This is a genomic window from Microterricola gilva (assembly GCF_004217495.1).
In the GTDB taxonomy this organism is placed as follows: Bacteria; Actinomycetota; Actinomycetes; order Actinomycetales; family Microbacteriaceae; genus Microterricola; species Microterricola gilva.
In genome coordinates this window covers 2,212,259-2,228,667 of the sequence record NZ_SHLC01000001.1, presented here as the reverse complement: position 1 = coordinate 2,228,667, position 16,409 = coordinate 2,212,259, and the positions used below count along the sequence as shown (strand labels likewise).

The window sequence follows — 16,409 nt, the reverse complement described above, 5'->3', positions numbered from 1 at the left end:
GGAATGACAGACGACAACGGGAAGGCGGACGAGGCGCCGCTCACACCGATCGTGCAGCGCGGCCTCTTCTTCGAGGAGTTCGACCTCAGCGCGCGGTACATGCACCGCCCGGGCCGCACCATCACCGAGGCCGACAACGTGCTGTTCACCACCATGACGATGAACCCGCAGTCGCTGCACCTCGACGCCGCCTTCGCCGCCGGGCAGCCGTTCGGCCAGCGGCTGGTCAACTCGATGCTCACACTGTCGACCCTGGTCGGGGCCTCGGTCGCGCAACTCACCCAGGGCACGCTCGTCGCCAACCTCGGTTTCGGCGCGATCGCCTTCCCGCTGCCGCTGTTCCACGGCGACACGCTCTACTCCGAGACCGTCGTCAGCGCCAAACGCCTCTCGGCCTCGCGCCCCGGTCAGGGCATCGTCACGCTCGAGCACACCGGGCGCAACCAGCACGGCGAGATCGTGGCGACGGCGAGCCGCACAACGCTCGTCTGGTGCATCGGCTCCGCCCCGGAGGATGGCACGGGCGGCGCAGCAGCGGCGGCCGGCGCATGAACGCCGTCGATGGCAGCGCCGTCGAGACCGGCGTCGACTTCGCCACGGTCGGCCCCGCCCTGCTGTTCTGCCCCGCCGATCGCCCCGACCGCTTCGGCAAGGCGGCCGAGCGGGCGGATGCCGTCATCCTCGACCTCGAAGACGCCGTCGACCCCGCGGCCCGCCCGGCCGCGCGGCAGGCACTCCTCGCGCAGCGACTCGATCCGCGCCACACCATCGTGCGGGTGAACCCGTTCGGCTCGAGCGACCACGTCGCCGACGTCGAAGCGGCGTTCGGCGCCGGCTACCGCACCCTGATGCTCGCCAAGTCCGAGTCGGTCGCCGCGGTTCGCTCCATCGAGTCGCTCGCCGCGGCATCCGGAATCACCGCGGGCGTCGTCGCACTGTGCGAGACGGCGGCCGGCGTGCTGGCCGCGCCGCAGATCGCCGCCGAACCCACCGTCGTCGCGGTGATGTGGGGAGCGGAAGACCTGCTGGCCTCACTCGGCGGCAGCTCCAGCCGCTTCGACGACGGCCGCTACCGGGCCGTCGCATCGCACGCCCGCTCCGCGGTGCTGCTGGCCGCCGGAGCCCATGGCACGACCGCCATCGACGCCGTGCACCTCGACATCGATGACGAGGCAGGGCTGAGCGCGGAGGCGACGGATGCCGCGGCGTGCGGCTTCGCGGCGACGGCCTGCATTCACCCGGCCCAGGTCGCCATCATCCGTGCCGCGTACCGCCCGGACGAGCGTGCGTTGCAGGCCGCCCGGGAGCTCCTGGCCGCCGCGGTCGGGCAACCGGGCGTGTTCCGCCACGACGGCCGCATGATCGACGAGCCGGTGCTCCGCCACGCGAGGGCGCTGCTCGCCCGCGCCTGACTCGCTGGCTGCTCAGCGGACGGCGAAGCGCGTGTGCCGCAGCGCGGCACCCGGCTCCCTGCCTGCGACGGCAACGTTGTAGCGCAGCCGCGGCGGCCCGGACCCCAGAGCGCGGAGCCACTCCGCCGATGCGGCCTCAACGGGGAAGATCGTGACCAGCCGCATCGGCGCCCCGGAGTCGGGCCAACGCACGCCGTAGACGAGCGCGGCCGAGCCGTCTGCGGCGACGACCACCCTGGTGCGTGCGAGCACGGCGGCGTCCCATTCATCGACCGACGCCGCGGGCCCGGCGTGCCCCGGTTCGGCGCCGAGCCGGGGGAGGGCGGCATCCGTCACCCGTTGCAGCAGGGTCTCGGTTCCGTGCACGGTCCACGGTGAGAAGTGCTCCGAGGGGAGGTCGAGGGCGGCGGCAACGCCGCCGCCCATCCACCGCTCGCGTTTGTACCCGAACGGCGTCTTCTCCTCGCTGAACAGGTAGCCGTACACGTGCAGCAGGCCGGCGTTGCCGACGGGCCACACCGCGCGGACGCCGGCCAGCTCGTGCAGAAGATCGAACAGCGGCCGACCCACCACCGCTGTGCCGCTGTGCTCGTCGATCACGGTCGACTCGCCCCAGAGCGCGAAGCGGCCCGCGTCGGCATCCGCCGCCACCTGGGCGGCCAACCACGGCGTGAAATGCGCCGTCGCCGCGGCGGGGTCTGCGCCGGATGCGATCGCGACGGACGCGCGGAGTAGGGCGTCGAGTGATGCCCCGTGCCCGGTGGGGCCGACGCCTTCGGCTGCCGCGATGTCGAGGCTGGAGAGCGGGTCTGTTGGCTGCACAGGGCAATGCTAGGCCGCCGGAACACCGGGCAGACCGAGTCGTTGTGCGCTGTTCACTGGGCGTTCACCCAGCCGTGGTGATTGCGTCGAAATCGGCTGCCTACCATGGACGCATCGTCCCGGAGGTCCGGGTCGGCCACCGCCACAACCGCCACATTCTCAAGGAGTCGAGTGTCCCAACAGCAACGCGTCATGGTCTGGGACTTTGACGGCACGGTCGCCCTCGGCAGCGGGCCGGTGCTCGCCTACGCCAACGCGGTGGCCGCCGAGCTCGCCGCTCCCGCCGCACGGCAACTCCGTGACGAGGTCGAGTCAGCACTCGAGCTGCACCCGTCCGGGCGCCTGCCCGGAAGCGGCGCGATCGACGGCTACGACCTCGTGCGGGTGCTCGCCGCGCAGTGGGGCACGGATGCCGCGCTGCTCAGCCGCGCATACCGGCAGAGCCGCGAACTGCTCGCCACTCCGGCCGCCCCGATCCACCCCGTGCCCGGCCTGGCCGATGTCCTCGCCGCCGCCCGCGGGAACGCCGTGCTCGTGCTCGCCACGAACGCCCCGGACATCCGGCTCGACGACGCACTGCGGCAGCTCGGCCTCGACGGCGCATTCGACATCGTGCGCCACTCCGTCGGCAAGCCGCGCGGCATGGCGCCGCTGCTCGACGAACTCGCCGGGCCAGACGCCGGCGCCGTGCTCAGCATCGGCGACGTCTGGGTGAACGACCTGCAGCCAGTGCACGCCCGCGGCGGCATGACGGCGCTCATCGGGCCGGCCGACCCGCTCGCGACGCCGAGCATGCGGGCCGAGACGCTCGAGGAGCTGTTCCCCGCCATCGCCGACTGGCTCGCCCTCCCATCCTGATTCCCGCCAACCCCATCGAAGTCCGCACAACAGAACCCCAGAAAAGGTAGATCGTGAACACTCGCAAGCACCTCCCGCTCCTCGGCGCCGCTGCACTCGCCGCCATCGCACTCGCCGGCTGCGCTCCCAGCGCGACCGTGGGCGCCGAGCCGCCTGCACCGGCAGCAGACCCGACGTCGCTCACCCTCGCGCTCGTGCCGTCGCAGGACCAGTCCGGTCTCGTCGACACCGCGGCACCGCTCACAGAGATGCTCACAGAGGCGCTCGGGATCCCCGTCACCGGCGTCGTCTCCAAGGACTACCAGGCCGCGGTCGAGGCGATGGGTGCAGGCCAGGCGCAGATCGGCTTCCTGCCGTCGCTGCAGCTGTGGCAGGCCAGCGACATGTACGACGCCAACGTCGTGCTGCAGACCGAGCGCAACGGCAACATCACTTACCCGGCCCAGTTCATGACGAACAACCCGGACAAGTACTGCGAGGACACTCCGGTCGAACGCGACGGCAAGCTGTTCTGCAACGGCGCCGACGCGCTGAAGGGCCCTGCAGGACTCGACGCGATCGGCACGATCGCCGGTTCCAAGGTCGCACTGCTCGGTCCGGGCTCGCCAGCGGGCTACATCTACCCGATGCTGGCGCTGCAGGAGGCCGGGCTCGACACCGACACCGACATCGAGCAGCTCCCGGTCACGGCCAACGACGCGAGCGTGCTCGCCGTCTACAACGGCGACGCCGAGGTCGGCTTCAGCTTCTGGGATGCCCGCGACATCGTGAAGAAGGACGTCCCGGATGTCGGCCAGAAGGTCGTCGTCTTCGCGCTCAGCGAGGAGATCCCAAACGACGGCGTCGCCGTCACCAACGATCTCTCCCCGGAGCTCCAGGAGAAGATCTCCACCGCACTGCTCGAGTACTCGAACACGCCGGAGGGCGCGGAGACCCTGACCTCCATCTACTCCATCACGAAGCTCGCGCCGGCGGACGCCTCATCGCTCGACGTCGTCGCCCGCGCGGCCGCGAAGCTCGGCCTGCAGTAACCCATGAGCGTTCAGAACGCCGTCGCAGCGGTCGGGGTCACCACCCCGGCCGCTGCGCCGTGGTCCATCCGCATGCACGAGCTCACCGTGCGCTATCCGACCGGTGTCGTCGCCCTCGACGGGGTGAGCCTCAGCATCGAGGCCGGCGAGATGGTCTCCGTCGTCGGGCTCTCCGGCTCGGGCAAGTCCAGCCTGATCCGCACGATCAACGGGCTCGTCCCCGTCACCAGCGGCACCCTCGAGGTCGGGGGGTTCCGCCTCGACACCGCCGGCGCCCGGGAGCTGCGCCAGCTGCGCGGGCAGATCGGCATGATCTTCCAGGGCTTCAACCTGGCCGGCCGCACGAGCGTGCTGAACAACGTGCTCGTCGGGCGTCTCGCCCACACGAGCACCTGGCGCACCCTGCTCGGCATGCCGACATCCGCCGACAAGCTGATCGCCTTCGAGGCCCTCGACCGGGTCGATATCCTCGCCAAGGCCTGGGATCGGGCCTCGTCGCTCTCCGGTGGCCAGCAGCAGCGTGTCGCCATCGCCAGAGCCCTCGCCCAGGAGCCCAAGCTCGTGCTCGCCGACGAGCCCGTCGCGAGCCTCGACCCGCCGACCGCGCACGGGGTCATGCGTGACCTGCGCCGGATCAACCAGGAACTCGGCATCACCGTGCTCACGAATCTGCACCTCATGGATCTCGCCAGGCAGTACGGCACGCGCATGATCGGCCTGCGGGCAGGCCGCATCGTCTACGACGGCCCGGCGGCCACGGCGACGGATGCCGACTTCGAAGCCATCTACGGCCGCTCCATCGAGGCGGAAGACCGGCTCGGCTCGTGACGCAGCTTCTCGCAGCACCACCCACCGTGCGCAGCATCGTTCCGCCGCCCCGCCCCGCCGGCCGCTGGAAGCCGTGGCTCGCGGCGGGCATCGTGCTGCTGATCACCATCATCACGATGCTGCCAGGCATCGGGGTCGGCTTCAGCCTCGACGCCATCATCCGCAACTGGCAGAACGGCGCGGAGAAGATCCTCCAGCTGCTGCAGCCGGACTGGGCGTTCTTCCCGCGCACCATCGCGCCGCTCGTGGAAACCCTGCAGATGGCCGTGATCGCCACGGCCATCGGTGCGGCGATCTCCCTTCCGCTCAGTTTCCTGGCGGCGAGGCTGACGAACCCGAACACGGTCAGCCGCACGGTCGTGCGTTTCCTGCTCAACGTGGTGCGCGCGGTTCCCGAGCTGCTCTATGCGGCCATACTCGTGGCGATGGTCGGCGTCGGCGCCCTGCCTGGCATCCTCGCCCTCGTGCTGTTCAACGTCGGCATCGTCGTGAAGATGGTGTCCGAGTCGATCGAGTCCAACGACGCCGGCGCTCTCGAGGCCGGGCGCGCGGCCGGCGCGACCCAGTTCCAGATCAACAGGGCCATCGCGCTGCCCGACACCTGGCCCGCCTTCGTCAACCAGACCCTCTACGTGCTCGAACTCAACGTGCGGGCGTCGACCGTGCTCGGCCTCGTCGGGGCCGGCGGCCTCGGCCTGCTCATCGACGCCGTGCGCACCTTCTACCGATACGACCAGCTGTCGTTGATCATTCTGGAGATTCTCATCGTCGTCGTCGCCATTGACACCGTCAGTTCCGCCGTGCGGAAGAGGCTCGTATGAGCCTCGCCATCCCGCTGAAACCGCGGCAGCCCTGGCTGCGTGTCGTGTGGATCTCCGTCACCGCCGTCGTCGTGCTCGCCTTCTGGTCGATCGACATCAACTGGTCGCGTCTCATCGATGTGCCGGCGGAGATTGCCCGCTACCTCTGGCTCATGTTCTCCGACCCCAACTGGGACAAGCTGCCCGAGGCGCTCTGGCAGACCTGGCGCTCGATTCAGATGGCCTGGCTCGGCACCGTGCTCGGCATCCTCATCGCGACCCCGCTCAGCTTCCTCGCCGCACGCGGCTACGGTGCGCCGCCGGTGCGCGGGGTGCTGCGCATCGGATTTGCGCTGATCCGGGCGGTGCCGGAGATCATCATCGCCATCGTCATCCTCTCCGTCACCGGGCTCACGCCGCTGACCGGGGCGCTGGCCCTGGCCGTGAATGGCGTCGGAACCCTCGGCAAGTGGGGCTACGAATCCGTCGAGGGGATCGACCAGGGCCCCGTCGAGGCCGTGCGGGCCGCAGGCGGCGGCACCATGCACGCGCTGCGCTGGGGCGTCTGGCCCCAGTCGGCCCCCGCATTCTTCTCGTTCTGGCTGTACCGCTTCGAGATCAACGTGCGCTCCAGCGCCGTGCTCGGCCTGATCGGCGTCGGCGGCATCGGAGATATGCTCACCTCGTACACCCAGTATCGCGAGTGGTCCACCGTCGGCGTGCTTCTGATCGTCGTCGTCGTCGTGACCATGAGCATCGACGCCGCATCGGCGGCCATCCGGCGCCGCATCACAGAAGGGGCCCCCGTTCGTGACCTGGACCGGCAGTGAGCTCGCCCACCCGACGACCCGTATCGCGACCGTCATCCCCTCGCTGCAACCGAGTGAGCGCCGCGTCGCCGAGCTGATCCTCGCCGAGGCGGAAAGCGTCGTCGAGCTCACCGCCCAGGAGCTGGCCGACCGGGCAGGGGTGGCGCGCTCGACGGTGGTGCGCACTGGACAGAGCCTGGGCTACCGGGGCTACCCGCAGCTGCGCGTCGCCCTCACCCGCGAACTCGCCCAGGCGGCCGGCCGCGACCACGACTACGGCAGCAGCGCGCTGGGGCGGATCCGTGCCGACATCGACGCGCTGGCTGACTCGCTGCCGCAGATCTCGGCGATGCTGAGCGCAGACGCCGTCGACCGCGCGGTCACGCTGCTCGTCGGCTCCTCTCGTCTCCTCGCGGTCGCCAACGGCCTCTCCGCGCCGCTGGCGACCGACCTCTCGCTGCGCTTGACGGCCATCGGCCGCCCGACAGAGTACGTCGGCGACGCGATCGGCCAGCAGATCGCCGCGCGGCAGCTGGGGGAGCGGGATGCCTGCATCATCATCAGCGGAAGCGGCGCCAACGAGTCGAGCCTCAAGGCCGCGCGTGCCGTGCGAGCGTCAGGGGCCGCCCTCATCGTCATCACCTCCTTCGCCTCGTCGCCGCTCGTCTCGCTCGCCGACGTCTCCCTCGTGGTCGCGCCGGCGCGCGCGACCTTCCGTGGCGAACTCGAGCACACCTCCCGGATCCCGCACGTCGTGCTGCTCGAGTCGCTCGTCGAGGTCGCAGCGAGCCGCCTCGGTGACGCGGTGGTTGAGACGCGGGCCAGGGTGCTCGATATCCTCAGCGACAACCTCAGCGACTGAGATCGCCTACAGTTTGGTAACAGTTCGCCTGTCGGTACGCCCGCTGTGAGTGAGCTTGTCCTACGCTGAGAAAAGCGAGAAGGGGTGAGCATGACTCAACATATTCGGGTGGGGGCCCGAAAGCGTTACGACGAGAATCAGGAGCAGCTGGCTCAGCAGAGCCCGGCCGGGGGGCCGGAATTCTCGCCGCATTCTGGAGCCATATCCGGGCTCGCCGACATCGCGGAGCTGGGGAGCCCCGCACAGCAGGCACCAGCTGACACGTCGGCCGCTGGCACATCGGCCTATGGCACATCGGCCTCTGACGCTGTCATCTCCGCCGAGCGCCATCACGTCGCGGACACCGATCTCACGGTCTCACCGGTCGCTCTGGGCACCAGCGTCTTCGGTTGGACCCTCGGTGCCGAGACGGCGAACGAGGTGCTCGACCGCTACCGCGAGCTCGGCGGCAACTTCATCGACACGGCGGACAGCTACGCGTCCGGGCGGAGTGAGCACCTCATCGGATCGTGGATGCGGGCCGTCGGCTGCCGCGATCGGATGGTGCTCTCGACCAAGATCGGTCGTGATCCGGAGTTCCGCGGCCTCGGTGCCGCCGGCATCGAGGATGCCGTCAACGCCTCGCTGCGCCGCCTGCGCACCGACCACATCGATGTGCTCACCTTCCACGTCGACGACCGCGAGGTGGAGCTCGAAGAGAGCCTCAGCGCCGTCGACGCGCTCATGCGCGCCGGAAAGGTGCGCTACCTGGCTGCATCGAACTTCACGGCCGAACGGCTGCTCGAGGCCAGGGTGCTCGCCGCCAACGGGCTGCCGCGATTCCGACTGCTCCAGACGAACTACAGCCTGCTCAACCGCTCAGAGTACGAGTCGGGGCTCGCCCTCGTCGCCAGGGCCCAGGGGCTCGCCGTGATGCCGTACTTCGCGCTCGCCAACGGCTTCCTGGCCGGGGGATACCGCTCGCGAGCGTCGATCACGCCGTCGACGCGCGGTCTCAGGATCGGTGCCCACCTCAACCGCCGCGGCGCGCGCGTGCTCTCCGTGATGGATCGCATCGCCGGAGACTTCAACGTGCAGCTCGCCACGATCGCAATCGCCTGGTTGCAGGCGAAGAGCAGCGTCTGCGCGCCGGTCGTCGGCGTGAGCAGCGCCGCGCAGCTGGACGCCGTGATGGCGGCATCCGCGTTCCGGCTGAGTCGAACGGACATGATCGAGCTCGACCGGGCGACGGCCGCGAACTGATCGCTCAGTCGTTGCGTCCGCCGGCGCTCGCCTGCTCGATCAGCTGCCCCATCGCGCGGCGCAGCGCGGCCTGCGCCGCAACGGGGTCGCCGAGGTTCGCGCTGGCGTACGCGCCATCGCGGGCGAGGAAGTAGTCATCGCGGGCCGTGCCTGGGCTCGGGTGTCCCGCGTCGCGGAACAGCGCTTCGACCTCGGTGCCGTACCACTGCCGGTGCCGGGCGATCGCCTCTCGAACCGGGTGTGCCGGATCGCTGAACTGCGCGGTCGCGTTGATGAACGGGCAGCCGCGGAAGTCGGGCTTCTGCGCTTCCCCCGCGATCGCATCGACGAGCAACTCCAGGCGGACGAGCGGATCCGCGCTCGTGCGGAGGATCTCGGTGAGGATGTCCCGGATGTAGTCGTCCCGGACCCGGAGGTAGGCGACGATCAGCAGGTCCTTGGACGGGTAGTACTTGTAGAAGGTCGTCTTGGTGACGCGCGCCTCCGCGATGATGCGGTTGATCCCGACCGTGTGGACGCCCTCGTCGTAGAACAGGCGATTCGCCGTGTCGAGAATGCGCACCCGTGCGTGGGTAGTTGGCCGGATGGGCGAATCATTTCGCTCGACCATCCGGCCAACTCCTCCTCGCGAGGCGGCAGCCGCGGCTTCCGCCTGTGACACACGGGCCCTAGGGCGCCCGTTCAGTGCAATTCCGGAGAGTAGGGCTCTCGGAGCTCAGATGCCTCCGCCGACGTTCGGGACGGTGGAAGTGTGTGATCGACGCCCTCGCGAACGTGCGATCGCTCGTTGTCGTGCGGCGTTTTGGGGGTGCCACCGCGCGACAACGACACGACAGTAGCATGGGCGTACCGATCTGTCTGCCCCTATTTTTTCATGCGTGTTCGGCCTCTTGCACGGCCATCGGCGCGCCCGGAGTCACCGCGCAGAATCCGAGCGTTCCTGACCCGCTTCCACGCGGACCCGCGACGATCTGAGTGCGCCTGCCCCGCACTCCCCGGGCCCGCTGTCGGAGCGCTGGCGTAGGGTGGCACTGATGAACGGTGCAGTAGATCTTCCCCTGGGCATGGCCGAGCTGTCCTTTCAGGCCTCCGGCGATGCGCGCGTGCGGCGCAGCGTGTTGCCGAGCGGCGTGCGCATCCTGAGCGAGCAGATCGTCGGCGCACGCAGCGCGACGATCGGCTTCTGGGTCGCGGTCGGCTCGCGCGACGAGCAGCCGGCGAGGCCGGCCAACGGCGGGAAGCCGGCACACCCGGCGACGTTCGGCTCCACCCACTTCCTCGAGCACCTCCTCTTCAAAGGCACGACGACCCGTTCGGCGCTCGACATTGCCGTCTCCTTCGACGCCGTCGGCGGCGAACACAACGCCATGACCGCGAAGGAGTACACCTGCTACTACGCCAAGGTGCGCGATCGCGATCTGCCGATGGCCACCCGCGTGCTCACCGACATGCTCGCGTCCTCCGTGCTGGACCCGAGCGAGTTCGAGACCGAGCGGGGCGTCATCCTCGAAGAGCTCTCGATGTCGCAGGATGACCCGGCCGACGTCGCCAACGAGAGCTTCTTCCGCGCGGTGCTCGGTGACCACCCGCTCGGCCGCCCGATCGGGGGAACACCGGAGCACATCGAGGCCGTCACCCGCGACGCGGTGATGGAGCACTACCGCGCCAACTACCGCCCGAACGACCTCGTCGTCTCGGTGGCCGGTGCGGTCGACCATGACGAACTCGTCGCGATCGTCACGGCCAGCCTGGAGGAGGCGGGATGGGACCTCAGTGTTGAGGCCGCACCCGTGGCCAGACGCAGCCTCACGGCCGTGCCGATCAGCCAGGGCAGCCCGCTCACCGTCGTCCACCGTCCGCTCGAGCAGGTCAACATGCTGCTCGGCGTGCCCGGCATCGTCGCGGCCGACGACCGCCGTGTCACGATGAGCGTCCTCAACTCGATCCTCGGCGGCGGCATGTCCTCTCGTCTGTTCCAGGAGGTCCGCGAGAAGCGCGGCCTCGCATACTCCGTCTACTCCTACGCCGCCTCGTACTCGGATGCCGGCCTGTTCGGTCTCTACGCCGGATGCTCTCCGGCCAAGAGCGGCCAGGTCGCCGAGCTGCTGCTCGGTGAGCTGCACCGTCTTGCCGAGCACGGTGTCAGCGCCGACGAGATGCTGCGCGCCAACGGACAGCTCTCCGGGGCCTCCGCGCTGGCACTGGAGGACTCAGACACCCGCATGTCGCGGCTCGGACGCTCCGAGATCACCACGGGGGAGTTCGTCGACCTCGACGAGGCACTGCGCCGGCTCGCCCTCGTCGGCGCCGAGGATGTGCAGGCGCTGGCCGCGGACCTCGCCGACGGTCCGCTCTCGATCGTCGCCGTCGGCGCCATCGACGAGGACGTCTTCTCCTCAATTCTCCCCAGCGGATCGGGCGCGGCATCGACGTCGCCTGCGCACGGCGGCAGCGCCGCGGTGCTTCCCGGTGCACAGGCCGGCTCCGTCGGCGATGCGGTTGCCGCGGCATCCGCCCCAGAACCCCCGTCATCACCAACGCAGCGCTGAGCCCTCGCTCGCCTGCCCAGTCTCCAGAGAATCATCAGAAAGGGTCACCGGTGCCCCACTACCTTTATCTCGTGCGCCACGGCGAGCAGCAGGACGCCGAACACGGCCTCCCGGACGGCCCACTCTCGCCGCGCGGCATCCGCCAGGCCCAGCTCGTCGCCGAGCGTCTCGGCGGTGTCCCGTTCACCGGAGCGTGGCACTCCCCACTGCAGCGCGCCGCCGAGACGGCCGCGATCATCGCCGAGCGGATGCCCGCGATCACCCCGGAGCCGTCGGCGCTGCTCTTCGACTGCATTCCCTCTGGACCGTCGCCGGAGACGCCATCCAGCTACGACCCATTCTTCGGTTCGGTGACCGCAGCCGAGATCGAGGCCGGCCGCGCCCAGATGGAGGACGCGACGGCGGAGTTCCTGCAGTCGAGCAGCACGGAGCGCCACGACCTGCTCATCACCCACAACTTCGTCATCGGTTGGTTCGTGCGTGAGGTGCTCGGTGCGCCCGACTGGCGTTGGGTGAGCATCAACCAGGCCAACTGCGGACTCACCGTGCTGCAGCAGAAGCCGGGCCGGCCGTGGACCCTCGTGACGCACAACGACCTCGGGCACCTGCCGTTCGAACTGCGCACCGGCCTGCCGGACCAGCTGCAGATCTAGCGCGGGCACGCCAGGATTTCGACAGCCTCAACCCGCGGAAGCTCCGTCGGTTGAGCCTGTCGAAACCCCGACTCGGCTACGGCGTCAGCTGCTTGCCGTACCAGTTCGTGGCATTCGGGTTGGCGTTGTACGCGGCGATGTCGCTGTAGCCGGCCCGCCGGTACAGCGCCCCGGCCGATTCGAGACTTGCATTGGTGTCGAGCACGATCTCCTCGGCGCCGAGCAGCACGGCCCGGCGCTCGAGCTCGGCGAGCAGCAGACCGCCGTAGCCCCTGCCGCGCACACTCGGCCGCAGGAACAGGTGCTTCAGCTCGAACCGCACCAGGCCGGCATCCGCGCGCTGAATGCGTCGGATGCCACCGCAGCCGACGAGCTCGCCGTCGGTGCCATCCGCGCGCTCCAGCGCGAGCACGAACTGCCCGGCAGGCGGCACGAACTGATCCGGCTGCGGAAACGTCGTCGTGTACTGGCCCTGCTCGGCGGGGAAACCGGCGGCGCGCTCGGCGAAGTACTCGACGAGGAGCTGGTGGGCGTCCGCGTTTTCGACGCCTATCTCAACAAACTGCAACATGAGCCAAGCGTACGGCCGCGCTGGCGTGCGCGCAGCCGGGCGGCGGCCGGCGCGCAGCGGGCGCTTGCTAGTCTGATCAGGTGACTTCACGCGTTGCCATCATTGGCGCCACCGGCAAAATGGGACAGCTCGCCGCCCGCCTCGTGCACGAGACAGATGGCTTCGAGCTCGTCGCGGAGCTTGACTCTTCGAGCGCCCTTGAGCAGATGCTCGGCGTCGACGGCGCCAAGACCGACATCGCCATCGACTTCACCCACCCGGGCGTCAGCCCCGGCGTCGTGGACTTCGCGCTCGAGCACGGGCTCAGCGTGCTCGTCGGCACATCAGGCTGGTCGGCGGATGCCGTCGCGACCCTGAGTCGCCGCGTCGACGCGCTCGGCACGGACGCCGCGGTGCTCATCGTCCCGAACTTCTCCGTCGGCTCCGTGCTCGGCACGGCCCTCAGCACCCTCGCCGCGCGCTTCTTCGACTCGATCGAGATCATCGAGGCCCACCACGCGGGCAAGATCGACTCCCCGTCGGGCACCGCCGTCCGCACCGCAGAGCGCATCGCCGAGGCGCGTGGACTGCTCGGCCCGGTCGAGGCGCCGCACACCGACCAGCGCGCGCGCGGTCAGAAGGTCGACGGCATCCCGATCCACAGCCTGCGCCTCAGCGGGCTCCTCGCCAGACAAGAGGTGATCCTCGGCGGCGTCGGCGAGACCCTGACCGTGCGCCACGACACCCTCTCGAGCAGCTCCTACGAGCAGGGGATCGTGCTCGCGCTGCGCGCTCTGCCCGGGCTCAGTGGGGTCACCGTCGGCCTCGACGGGCTCCTCAACCTCGGGCTTCCGGATGCCGCGAGCCCCATCGCCCCGCTCGGCGATGCCGCCGACGCCGAGGCCGTGGCCGGCGGCGTCGCCTCGGCCGCCGGTTCCGCCCTGTGAAGGGGAGGACCGCGGCCATCCTGATGGCCGCGCTGCTCGCGCTGTACATCGTGCTGATCGGCTGGCGGGCCGTGCAGTTCGTGGCGACGGGGGAGCCCGTCGCCGTCGGGATCGGCATCGCGCTCATCGTGCTGCCACTGGTGGGCGCATGGGCGCTCGGCCGTGAGCTGCTGTTCGGCGTCAGATCACAGCGGCTCGTCGCCGTTCTGGATGCAGAGGGCGAGCTGCCGGAGGAGACGCTCCCGACGCGGGCGAGCGGTCGCCCGCTGCGGGATGCCGCAGACGAGGACTTCGCCCGTTTCCAGGCCGAGGTCGAGGCTGCGCCGGAGGACTGGCGCGCCTGGTTCCGGCTCGGCCTCGCCTACGACGCAGCCGGCGACCGTCGGCGCGCCCGCAAGGCCATCATCCGCGCGATCGCGCTGGAGCGCGCGGCCCACTGAACCGCCGGATGCCGCCGCGCGCCGCGTCGCGCAGCACCCGCCGGCATCCGCGAACTCGACGTATCGGCGCTGTGTACGCTGCCGACCGCGCCGAATCTACGAGTTCGCAGGGCCGCGTCCGCGGCCGCGGCGCTCAGCGGTCGAGCATCGCCGCGATCGCGGACTCCACGGTCTCGTGCCGGAAGCTGAAACCGTCGGCCAGCAGCTTCTCCGGCACCACCTTCTGGCTGGCAAGCAGCAGCTGCTCGCCGGCGTCCTGCAGCGCCAGCGACACCAGGCGCTCCGGCACGGCGAAGCGATACGGGCGGTGCAGCGCTGTCGCGAGACTCTTGGTCACGCGGTCTGCGGTCGCCGGGGTCGGTCCGACGATGTTCACGGGGCCGCTCAGCTGCGAGGTGAGCAGGTGCCGGATGGCGGCGGCCTCGTCGTAGAGGCTGACCCACGGCCAGTGCTGGCCACCACTGCCGAGCGGGCCGCCGAGTCCGAGCTTGGTGATCGTCTCGAGCCGGCCGAGCGCGCCGCCTGCACCGAGTACGAGGCCGCTGCGGAAGGTGACGACGCGCGTCTTCTCCGGCGCGAGGTGCGCGGCCTTCTCCCACGCCTCGACCACATCGGCCAGGAAGCCGTGGCCACGCATCGACTGCTCGGTCAGGCGTTCGCCTGGCCGGTCGCCGTAGATGCCGACGGCCGCGGCGCTGAGGAACACCGGCGGGGGCGATGACGCCATCCGCATGGCATCCGTCAGCGCGTGCGTCGTCTCGATCCGCGAGGACAGGATTTCCTTGCGGTAGGCACCCGTCCACGGCAGTCGAGCCAGAGAGGCGCCGGAGAGGTTGACGACGGCATCGACGTTGTTCATCAACGTGAAGTCGAGGATGCGCGCGGTCGGTGCCCAGTTCACCTCGTTCTCCGACTCCGGCCGCCGGCGCACGAGACGGAGAACGGTGTGACCGGTCGACTCCAGCTGACGGGTGAGCTCGGTGCCGATCAGTCCGGACGCGCCGGAGATCAGAACCCGCAGCTGGGACTCCTTCTGGCGACGCGTGCGGGGAACGTTCGGGAGTGCGCGGTCGGCCACCTAGGCCAGTTCGGCTTCGAGAGTGATCGGGATGCTGGCGAGCGCCGTCGAGATGGGGCAGTTCACCTTCGCGTCCTCAGCGATGCGGTGGAACTCCTCCTCGCTGATTCCCGGCACGACGGCGTTGACGAGCAGGTGGCTGCCGAGAACGCCCTTGCCTGGCTCGAAGGTGACGGCCGCCGTCGTCTGGATGCTGTCCGGCGTGTGACCGGCCTGCGTCAGCGCGAGCGAGAACGCCATCGAGAAGCAGGCGGCGTGTGCCGCGCCGAGCAGCTCTTCTGGGTTGGTGGTGTGCGGGGCGCCCTCAGAGCGCGCCTTCCAGTTCACCGGGAATTCCGCGGCCTTCGACGAGTCGAGCGAGACGACGCCCGCACCCTCGAAAAGTGATCCGTTCCATACCGTTGTTGCTTCGCTGGTCAATGCCATTGTGAAACCTCCTGGCCCCAGCCTAACCGCGCAGGCGCAGCAGCAGCACGTAAAGCTGGCATCCGATGCAGTAGCCGAACACCGCGTTCAGGAATGCCGCAACGAAAGCGGCGGCCGCCGCGATCCCGACGGCCGCCGGGATCGCGAGCAGGCCGAGCAGCACGCCGATCGCGGTCACGACGAAGCCGACGCCCTGCGCGAATGTCGGCGGGCGCGGGTCTTCCAACTCGGTGGGAGCAGCGAGGCGGGGCCGCACGAGTGTCCGGAACAGCACGCCGTATGGATGGCGTTGGATGCCGGCGAACGCGCCCCACGCGAAGAGGGCAGAGATCACCGCCAGGCCGATCAGGGCGGCCGTGTCGGCGGCGGCGAGCGAGAGCGCGACGACGCCGAGCAGCAGCAGCGCGGTGATGGCTGCGCTGAAGCGCGGACCGCGTGGGTCGATGCCGGCAGGGGCGTCCGTGCCCGCTGCCGCGGACGCCGTGCTGGCCTGAGTCTGCGGTTCAACCGATGGCTGTGACATGGGGGTCCCTTTCGAGGATCAGCGCGAGTTGTTCTGTGACGGTGCGACGGTCGGGGGCTCCGCCGATGCGTGCCCGCACGACCCCGGCCGCGTCGAGCATGAGCACGGTCGGCGTCTGCATGACGCGGAAGCGGCGGGCGAGTTCCGGCCGCGCGCCGAGGTCGATCTCGATCGCGCTGACGCCGTCTGCGGCATCCGCGATGCCGGCGAGCAGCGTGCGGGTCTGCGGACAGCGGGCGCAGAACTCGGTGGAGAACTGCAGCAGGGTCGCGCGCTCACCGAGTGTCGGAGCCGGGGCGGCGGAGGCGGGATCGGCCAGCTCGACCGCCAGCACGATGGCAGGCGGGGCCCCGGCTGTCGTGGCCTCCGCCCGCCCGGTGCGCGCCTTCCAGAGCAGCCCGAGAACCGTGCTCGCGGCGAGCAGGGCGAAGGCGCCGATCAGGGCGTACGGCCAATCCATGCGGTGAATCTACGCCGCGGCCACCCCGTCCGGGCCAGTATGACGGTGCATGACGGAGCCGGTGGATGACGCGGGCGGCGGCCACACGGCACCCTCAGCCGAAATGCGGTCGGGGCGGG

General features: G+C 70.1%; 20 protein-coding genes. 13 read left to right on the top strand and 7 right to left on the bottom strand.

All coding sequences use genetic code 11. The features are described 5' to 3' along the window. Positions 1–3: 3 nt before the first annotated feature. Both EV379_RS10395 and EV379_RS10390 read left to right on the top strand, forming a co-directional pair. Positions 4–552 carry a MaoC family dehydratase gene (locus EV379_RS10395; RefSeq protein WP_130506071.1) on the top strand — a complete coding sequence of 183 codons (549 nt, stop codon included), beginning with the start codon at positions 4–6 and terminating at the stop codon, positions 550–552. Beyond that, positions 549–1,412, top strand: coding sequence for an HpcH/HpaI aldolase/citrate lyase family protein (locus EV379_RS10390; RefSeq protein ID WP_130506070.1), 864 nt, complete (start codon positions 549–551; stop codon positions 1,410–1,412). Before EV379_RS10395 ends, EV379_RS10390 begins: the two co-directional genes overlap by 4 nt. Before the next feature lie 12 nt (positions 1,413–1,424). On the opposite strand, the gene EV379_RS10385 is transcribed toward EV379_RS10390, so the two are convergent. Further along, the gene (locus EV379_RS10385; RefSeq protein ID WP_242616327.1) at positions 1,425–2,234 is read right to left on the bottom strand and encodes an amino acid deaminase; all 810 of its coding nucleotides are present in this window, start codon (positions 2,232–2,234) and stop codon (positions 1,425–1,427) included. 171 nt (positions 2,235–2,405) lie between these two features. Between EV379_RS10385 and EV379_RS10380 the strand changes: the two genes are divergently transcribed. The 7 genes from EV379_RS10380 to EV379_RS10350 all read left to right on the top strand — a co-directional run bounded on the left by EV379_RS10380 (position 2,406) and on the right by EV379_RS10350 (position 8,664). Next, positions 2,406–3,092, top strand: coding sequence for an HAD family hydrolase (locus EV379_RS10380; RefSeq protein ID WP_242616326.1), 687 nt, complete (start codon positions 2,406–2,408; stop codon positions 3,090–3,092). A gap of 53 nt (positions 3,093–3,145) precedes the next feature. Then, on the top strand, positions 3,146–4,123 hold the full coding sequence (gene phnD, locus EV379_RS10375) for a phosphate/phosphite/phosphonate ABC transporter substrate-binding protein (protein WP_207226231.1): 978 nt from the start codon (positions 3,146–3,148) through the stop codon (positions 4,121–4,123). Between the two features lie 3 nt (positions 4,124–4,126). Beyond that, positions 4,127–4,951, top strand: a complete 825-nt coding sequence (gene phnC, locus EV379_RS10370) for a phosphonate ABC transporter ATP-binding protein (RefSeq protein ID WP_130506068.1) — start codon at positions 4,127–4,129, stop codon at positions 4,949–4,951. Beyond that, entirely contained in the window at positions 4,948–5,772 is an 825-nt protein-coding gene (phnE, locus tag EV379_RS10365) for a phosphonate ABC transporter, permease protein PhnE (RefSeq protein WP_130506067.1), read from the top strand. Before phnC ends, phnE (EV379_RS10365) begins: the two co-directional genes overlap by 4 nt. Beyond that, a complete protein-coding gene (phnE, locus tag EV379_RS10360; RefSeq protein WP_130506066.1) occupies positions 5,769–6,581 on the top strand; it encodes a phosphonate ABC transporter, permease protein PhnE in 813 nt (270 codons plus the stop codon). Before phnE (EV379_RS10365) ends, phnE (EV379_RS10360) begins: the two co-directional genes overlap by 4 nt. Next, positions 6,562–7,422 (top strand): MurR/RpiR family transcriptional regulator, encoded by an 861-nt coding sequence (locus EV379_RS10355; protein WP_130506065.1) that lies wholly within the window; start codon positions 6,562–6,564, stop codon positions 7,420–7,422. Before phnE (EV379_RS10360) ends, EV379_RS10355 begins: the two co-directional genes overlap by 20 nt. 90 nt (positions 7,423–7,512) lie before the next feature. Beyond that, positions 7,513–8,664, top strand: a complete 1,152-nt coding sequence (locus EV379_RS10350) for an aldo/keto reductase (RefSeq protein WP_130506064.1) — start codon at positions 7,513–7,515, stop codon at positions 8,662–8,664. Positions 8,665–8,668: 4 nt separating this feature from the next. Here EV379_RS10350 and EV379_RS10345 read toward each other — a convergent pair whose 3' ends face one another. Then, positions 8,669–9,226, bottom strand: a complete 558-nt coding sequence (locus tag EV379_RS10345; RefSeq protein ID WP_242616325.1) for a TetR/AcrR family transcriptional regulator — start codon at positions 9,224–9,226, stop codon at positions 8,669–8,671. Between the two features lie 472 nt (positions 9,227–9,698). On the opposite strand from EV379_RS10345, the gene EV379_RS10340 reads away from it, so the two are divergent. Both EV379_RS10340 and EV379_RS10335 read left to right on the top strand, forming a co-directional pair. After that, a complete protein-coding gene (locus EV379_RS10340) occupies positions 9,699–11,213 on the top strand; it encodes a M16 family metallopeptidase (protein ID WP_130506062.1) in 1,515 nt (504 codons plus the stop codon). A 50-nt stretch (positions 11,214–11,263) separates the two neighbouring features. After that, on the top strand, positions 11,264–11,866 hold the full coding sequence (locus tag EV379_RS10335; protein ID WP_130506061.1) for a histidine phosphatase family protein: 603 nt from the start codon (positions 11,264–11,266) through the stop codon (positions 11,864–11,866). Between the two features lie 76 nt (positions 11,867–11,942). Here the strand turns inward: EV379_RS10335 and EV379_RS10330 are convergent, their stop codons facing one another. Continuing rightward, the gene (locus EV379_RS10330) at positions 11,943–12,437 is read right to left on the bottom strand and encodes a GNAT family N-acetyltransferase (protein ID WP_130506060.1); all 495 of its coding nucleotides are present in this window, start codon (positions 12,435–12,437) and stop codon (positions 11,943–11,945) included. Between the two features lie 80 nt (positions 12,438–12,517). Here EV379_RS10330 and dapB point away from each other — a divergent pair, with 80 nt between their 5' ends. Together dapB and EV379_RS10320 are read left to right on the top strand one after the other, a co-directional pair. Next, positions 12,518–13,363, top strand: coding sequence for a 4-hydroxy-tetrahydrodipicolinate reductase (dapB, locus tag EV379_RS10325; protein ID WP_130506059.1), 846 nt, complete (start codon positions 12,518–12,520; stop codon positions 13,361–13,363). Next, a complete protein-coding gene (locus EV379_RS10320; RefSeq protein ID WP_423203246.1) occupies positions 13,360–13,803 on the top strand; it encodes a hypothetical protein in 444 nt (147 codons plus the stop codon). Before dapB ends, EV379_RS10320 begins: the two co-directional genes overlap by 4 nt. Before the next feature lie 133 nt (positions 13,804–13,936). On the opposite strand, the gene EV379_RS10315 is transcribed toward EV379_RS10320, so the two are convergent. From EV379_RS10315 to EV379_RS10300, 4 genes are read right to left on the bottom strand one after another with little or no spacing between them, the layout of a single operon-like run. Further along, on the bottom strand, positions 13,937–14,881 hold the full coding sequence (locus EV379_RS10315) for a TIGR01777 family oxidoreductase (protein ID WP_242616324.1): 945 nt from the start codon (positions 14,879–14,881) through the stop codon (positions 13,937–13,939). After that, positions 14,882–15,307, bottom strand: a complete 426-nt coding sequence (locus tag EV379_RS10310; RefSeq protein WP_130506058.1) for an OsmC family protein — start codon at positions 15,305–15,307, stop codon at positions 14,882–14,884. A 22-nt stretch (positions 15,308–15,329) separates the two neighbouring features. After that, positions 15,330–15,830 (bottom strand): DUF4395 domain-containing protein, encoded by a 501-nt coding sequence (locus EV379_RS10305; protein WP_130506057.1) that lies wholly within the window; start codon positions 15,828–15,830, stop codon positions 15,330–15,332. Beyond that, positions 15,811–16,290: a thioredoxin domain-containing protein gene (locus tag EV379_RS10300; RefSeq protein WP_130506056.1), complete on the bottom strand. Its 480-nt coding sequence runs from the start codon at positions 16,288–16,290 to the stop codon at positions 15,811–15,813. The genes EV379_RS10305 and EV379_RS10300 overlap by 20 nt, the downstream gene beginning before the upstream one ends. Between the last annotated feature and the right edge of the window lie 119 nt (positions 16,291–16,409).

Coding starts and splice junctions, on each gene's coding strand:
- EV379_RS10395 (WP_130506071.1), top strand. CDS start 4: ATGACAGACGACAACGGGAAGGCGGACGAGGCGCCGCTCACACCGATC.
- EV379_RS10390 (WP_130506070.1), top strand. CDS start 549: ATGAACGCCGTCGATGGCAGCGCCGTCGAGACCGGCGTCGACTTCGCC.
- phnC (WP_130506068.1), top strand. CDS start 4,127: ATGAGCGTTCAGAACGCCGTCGCAGCGGTCGGGGTCACCACCCCGGCC.
- phnE (WP_130506066.1), top strand. CDS start 5,769: ATGAGCCTCGCCATCCCGCTGAAACCGCGGCAGCCCTGGCTGCGTGTC.
- EV379_RS10350 (WP_130506064.1), top strand. CDS start 7,513: ATGACTCAACATATTCGGGTGGGGGCCCGAAAGCGTTACGACGAGAAT.
- EV379_RS10340 (WP_130506062.1), top strand. CDS start 9,699: ATGAACGGTGCAGTAGATCTTCCCCTGGGCATGGCCGAGCTGTCCTTT.
- EV379_RS10330 (WP_130506060.1), bottom strand. CDS start 12,437: ATGTTGCAGTTTGTTGAGATAGGCGTCGAAAACGCGGACGCCCACCAG.
- EV379_RS10310 (WP_130506058.1), bottom strand. CDS start 15,307: ATGGCATTGACCAGCGAAGCAACAACGGTATGGAACGGATCACTTTTC.
- EV379_RS10305 (WP_130506057.1), bottom strand. CDS start 15,830: ATGTCACAGCCATCGGTTGAACCGCAGACTCAGGCCAGCACGGCGTCC.
- EV379_RS10300 (WP_130506056.1), bottom strand. CDS start 16,290: ATGGATTGGCCGTACGCCCTGATCGGCGCCTTCGCCCTGCTCGCCGCG.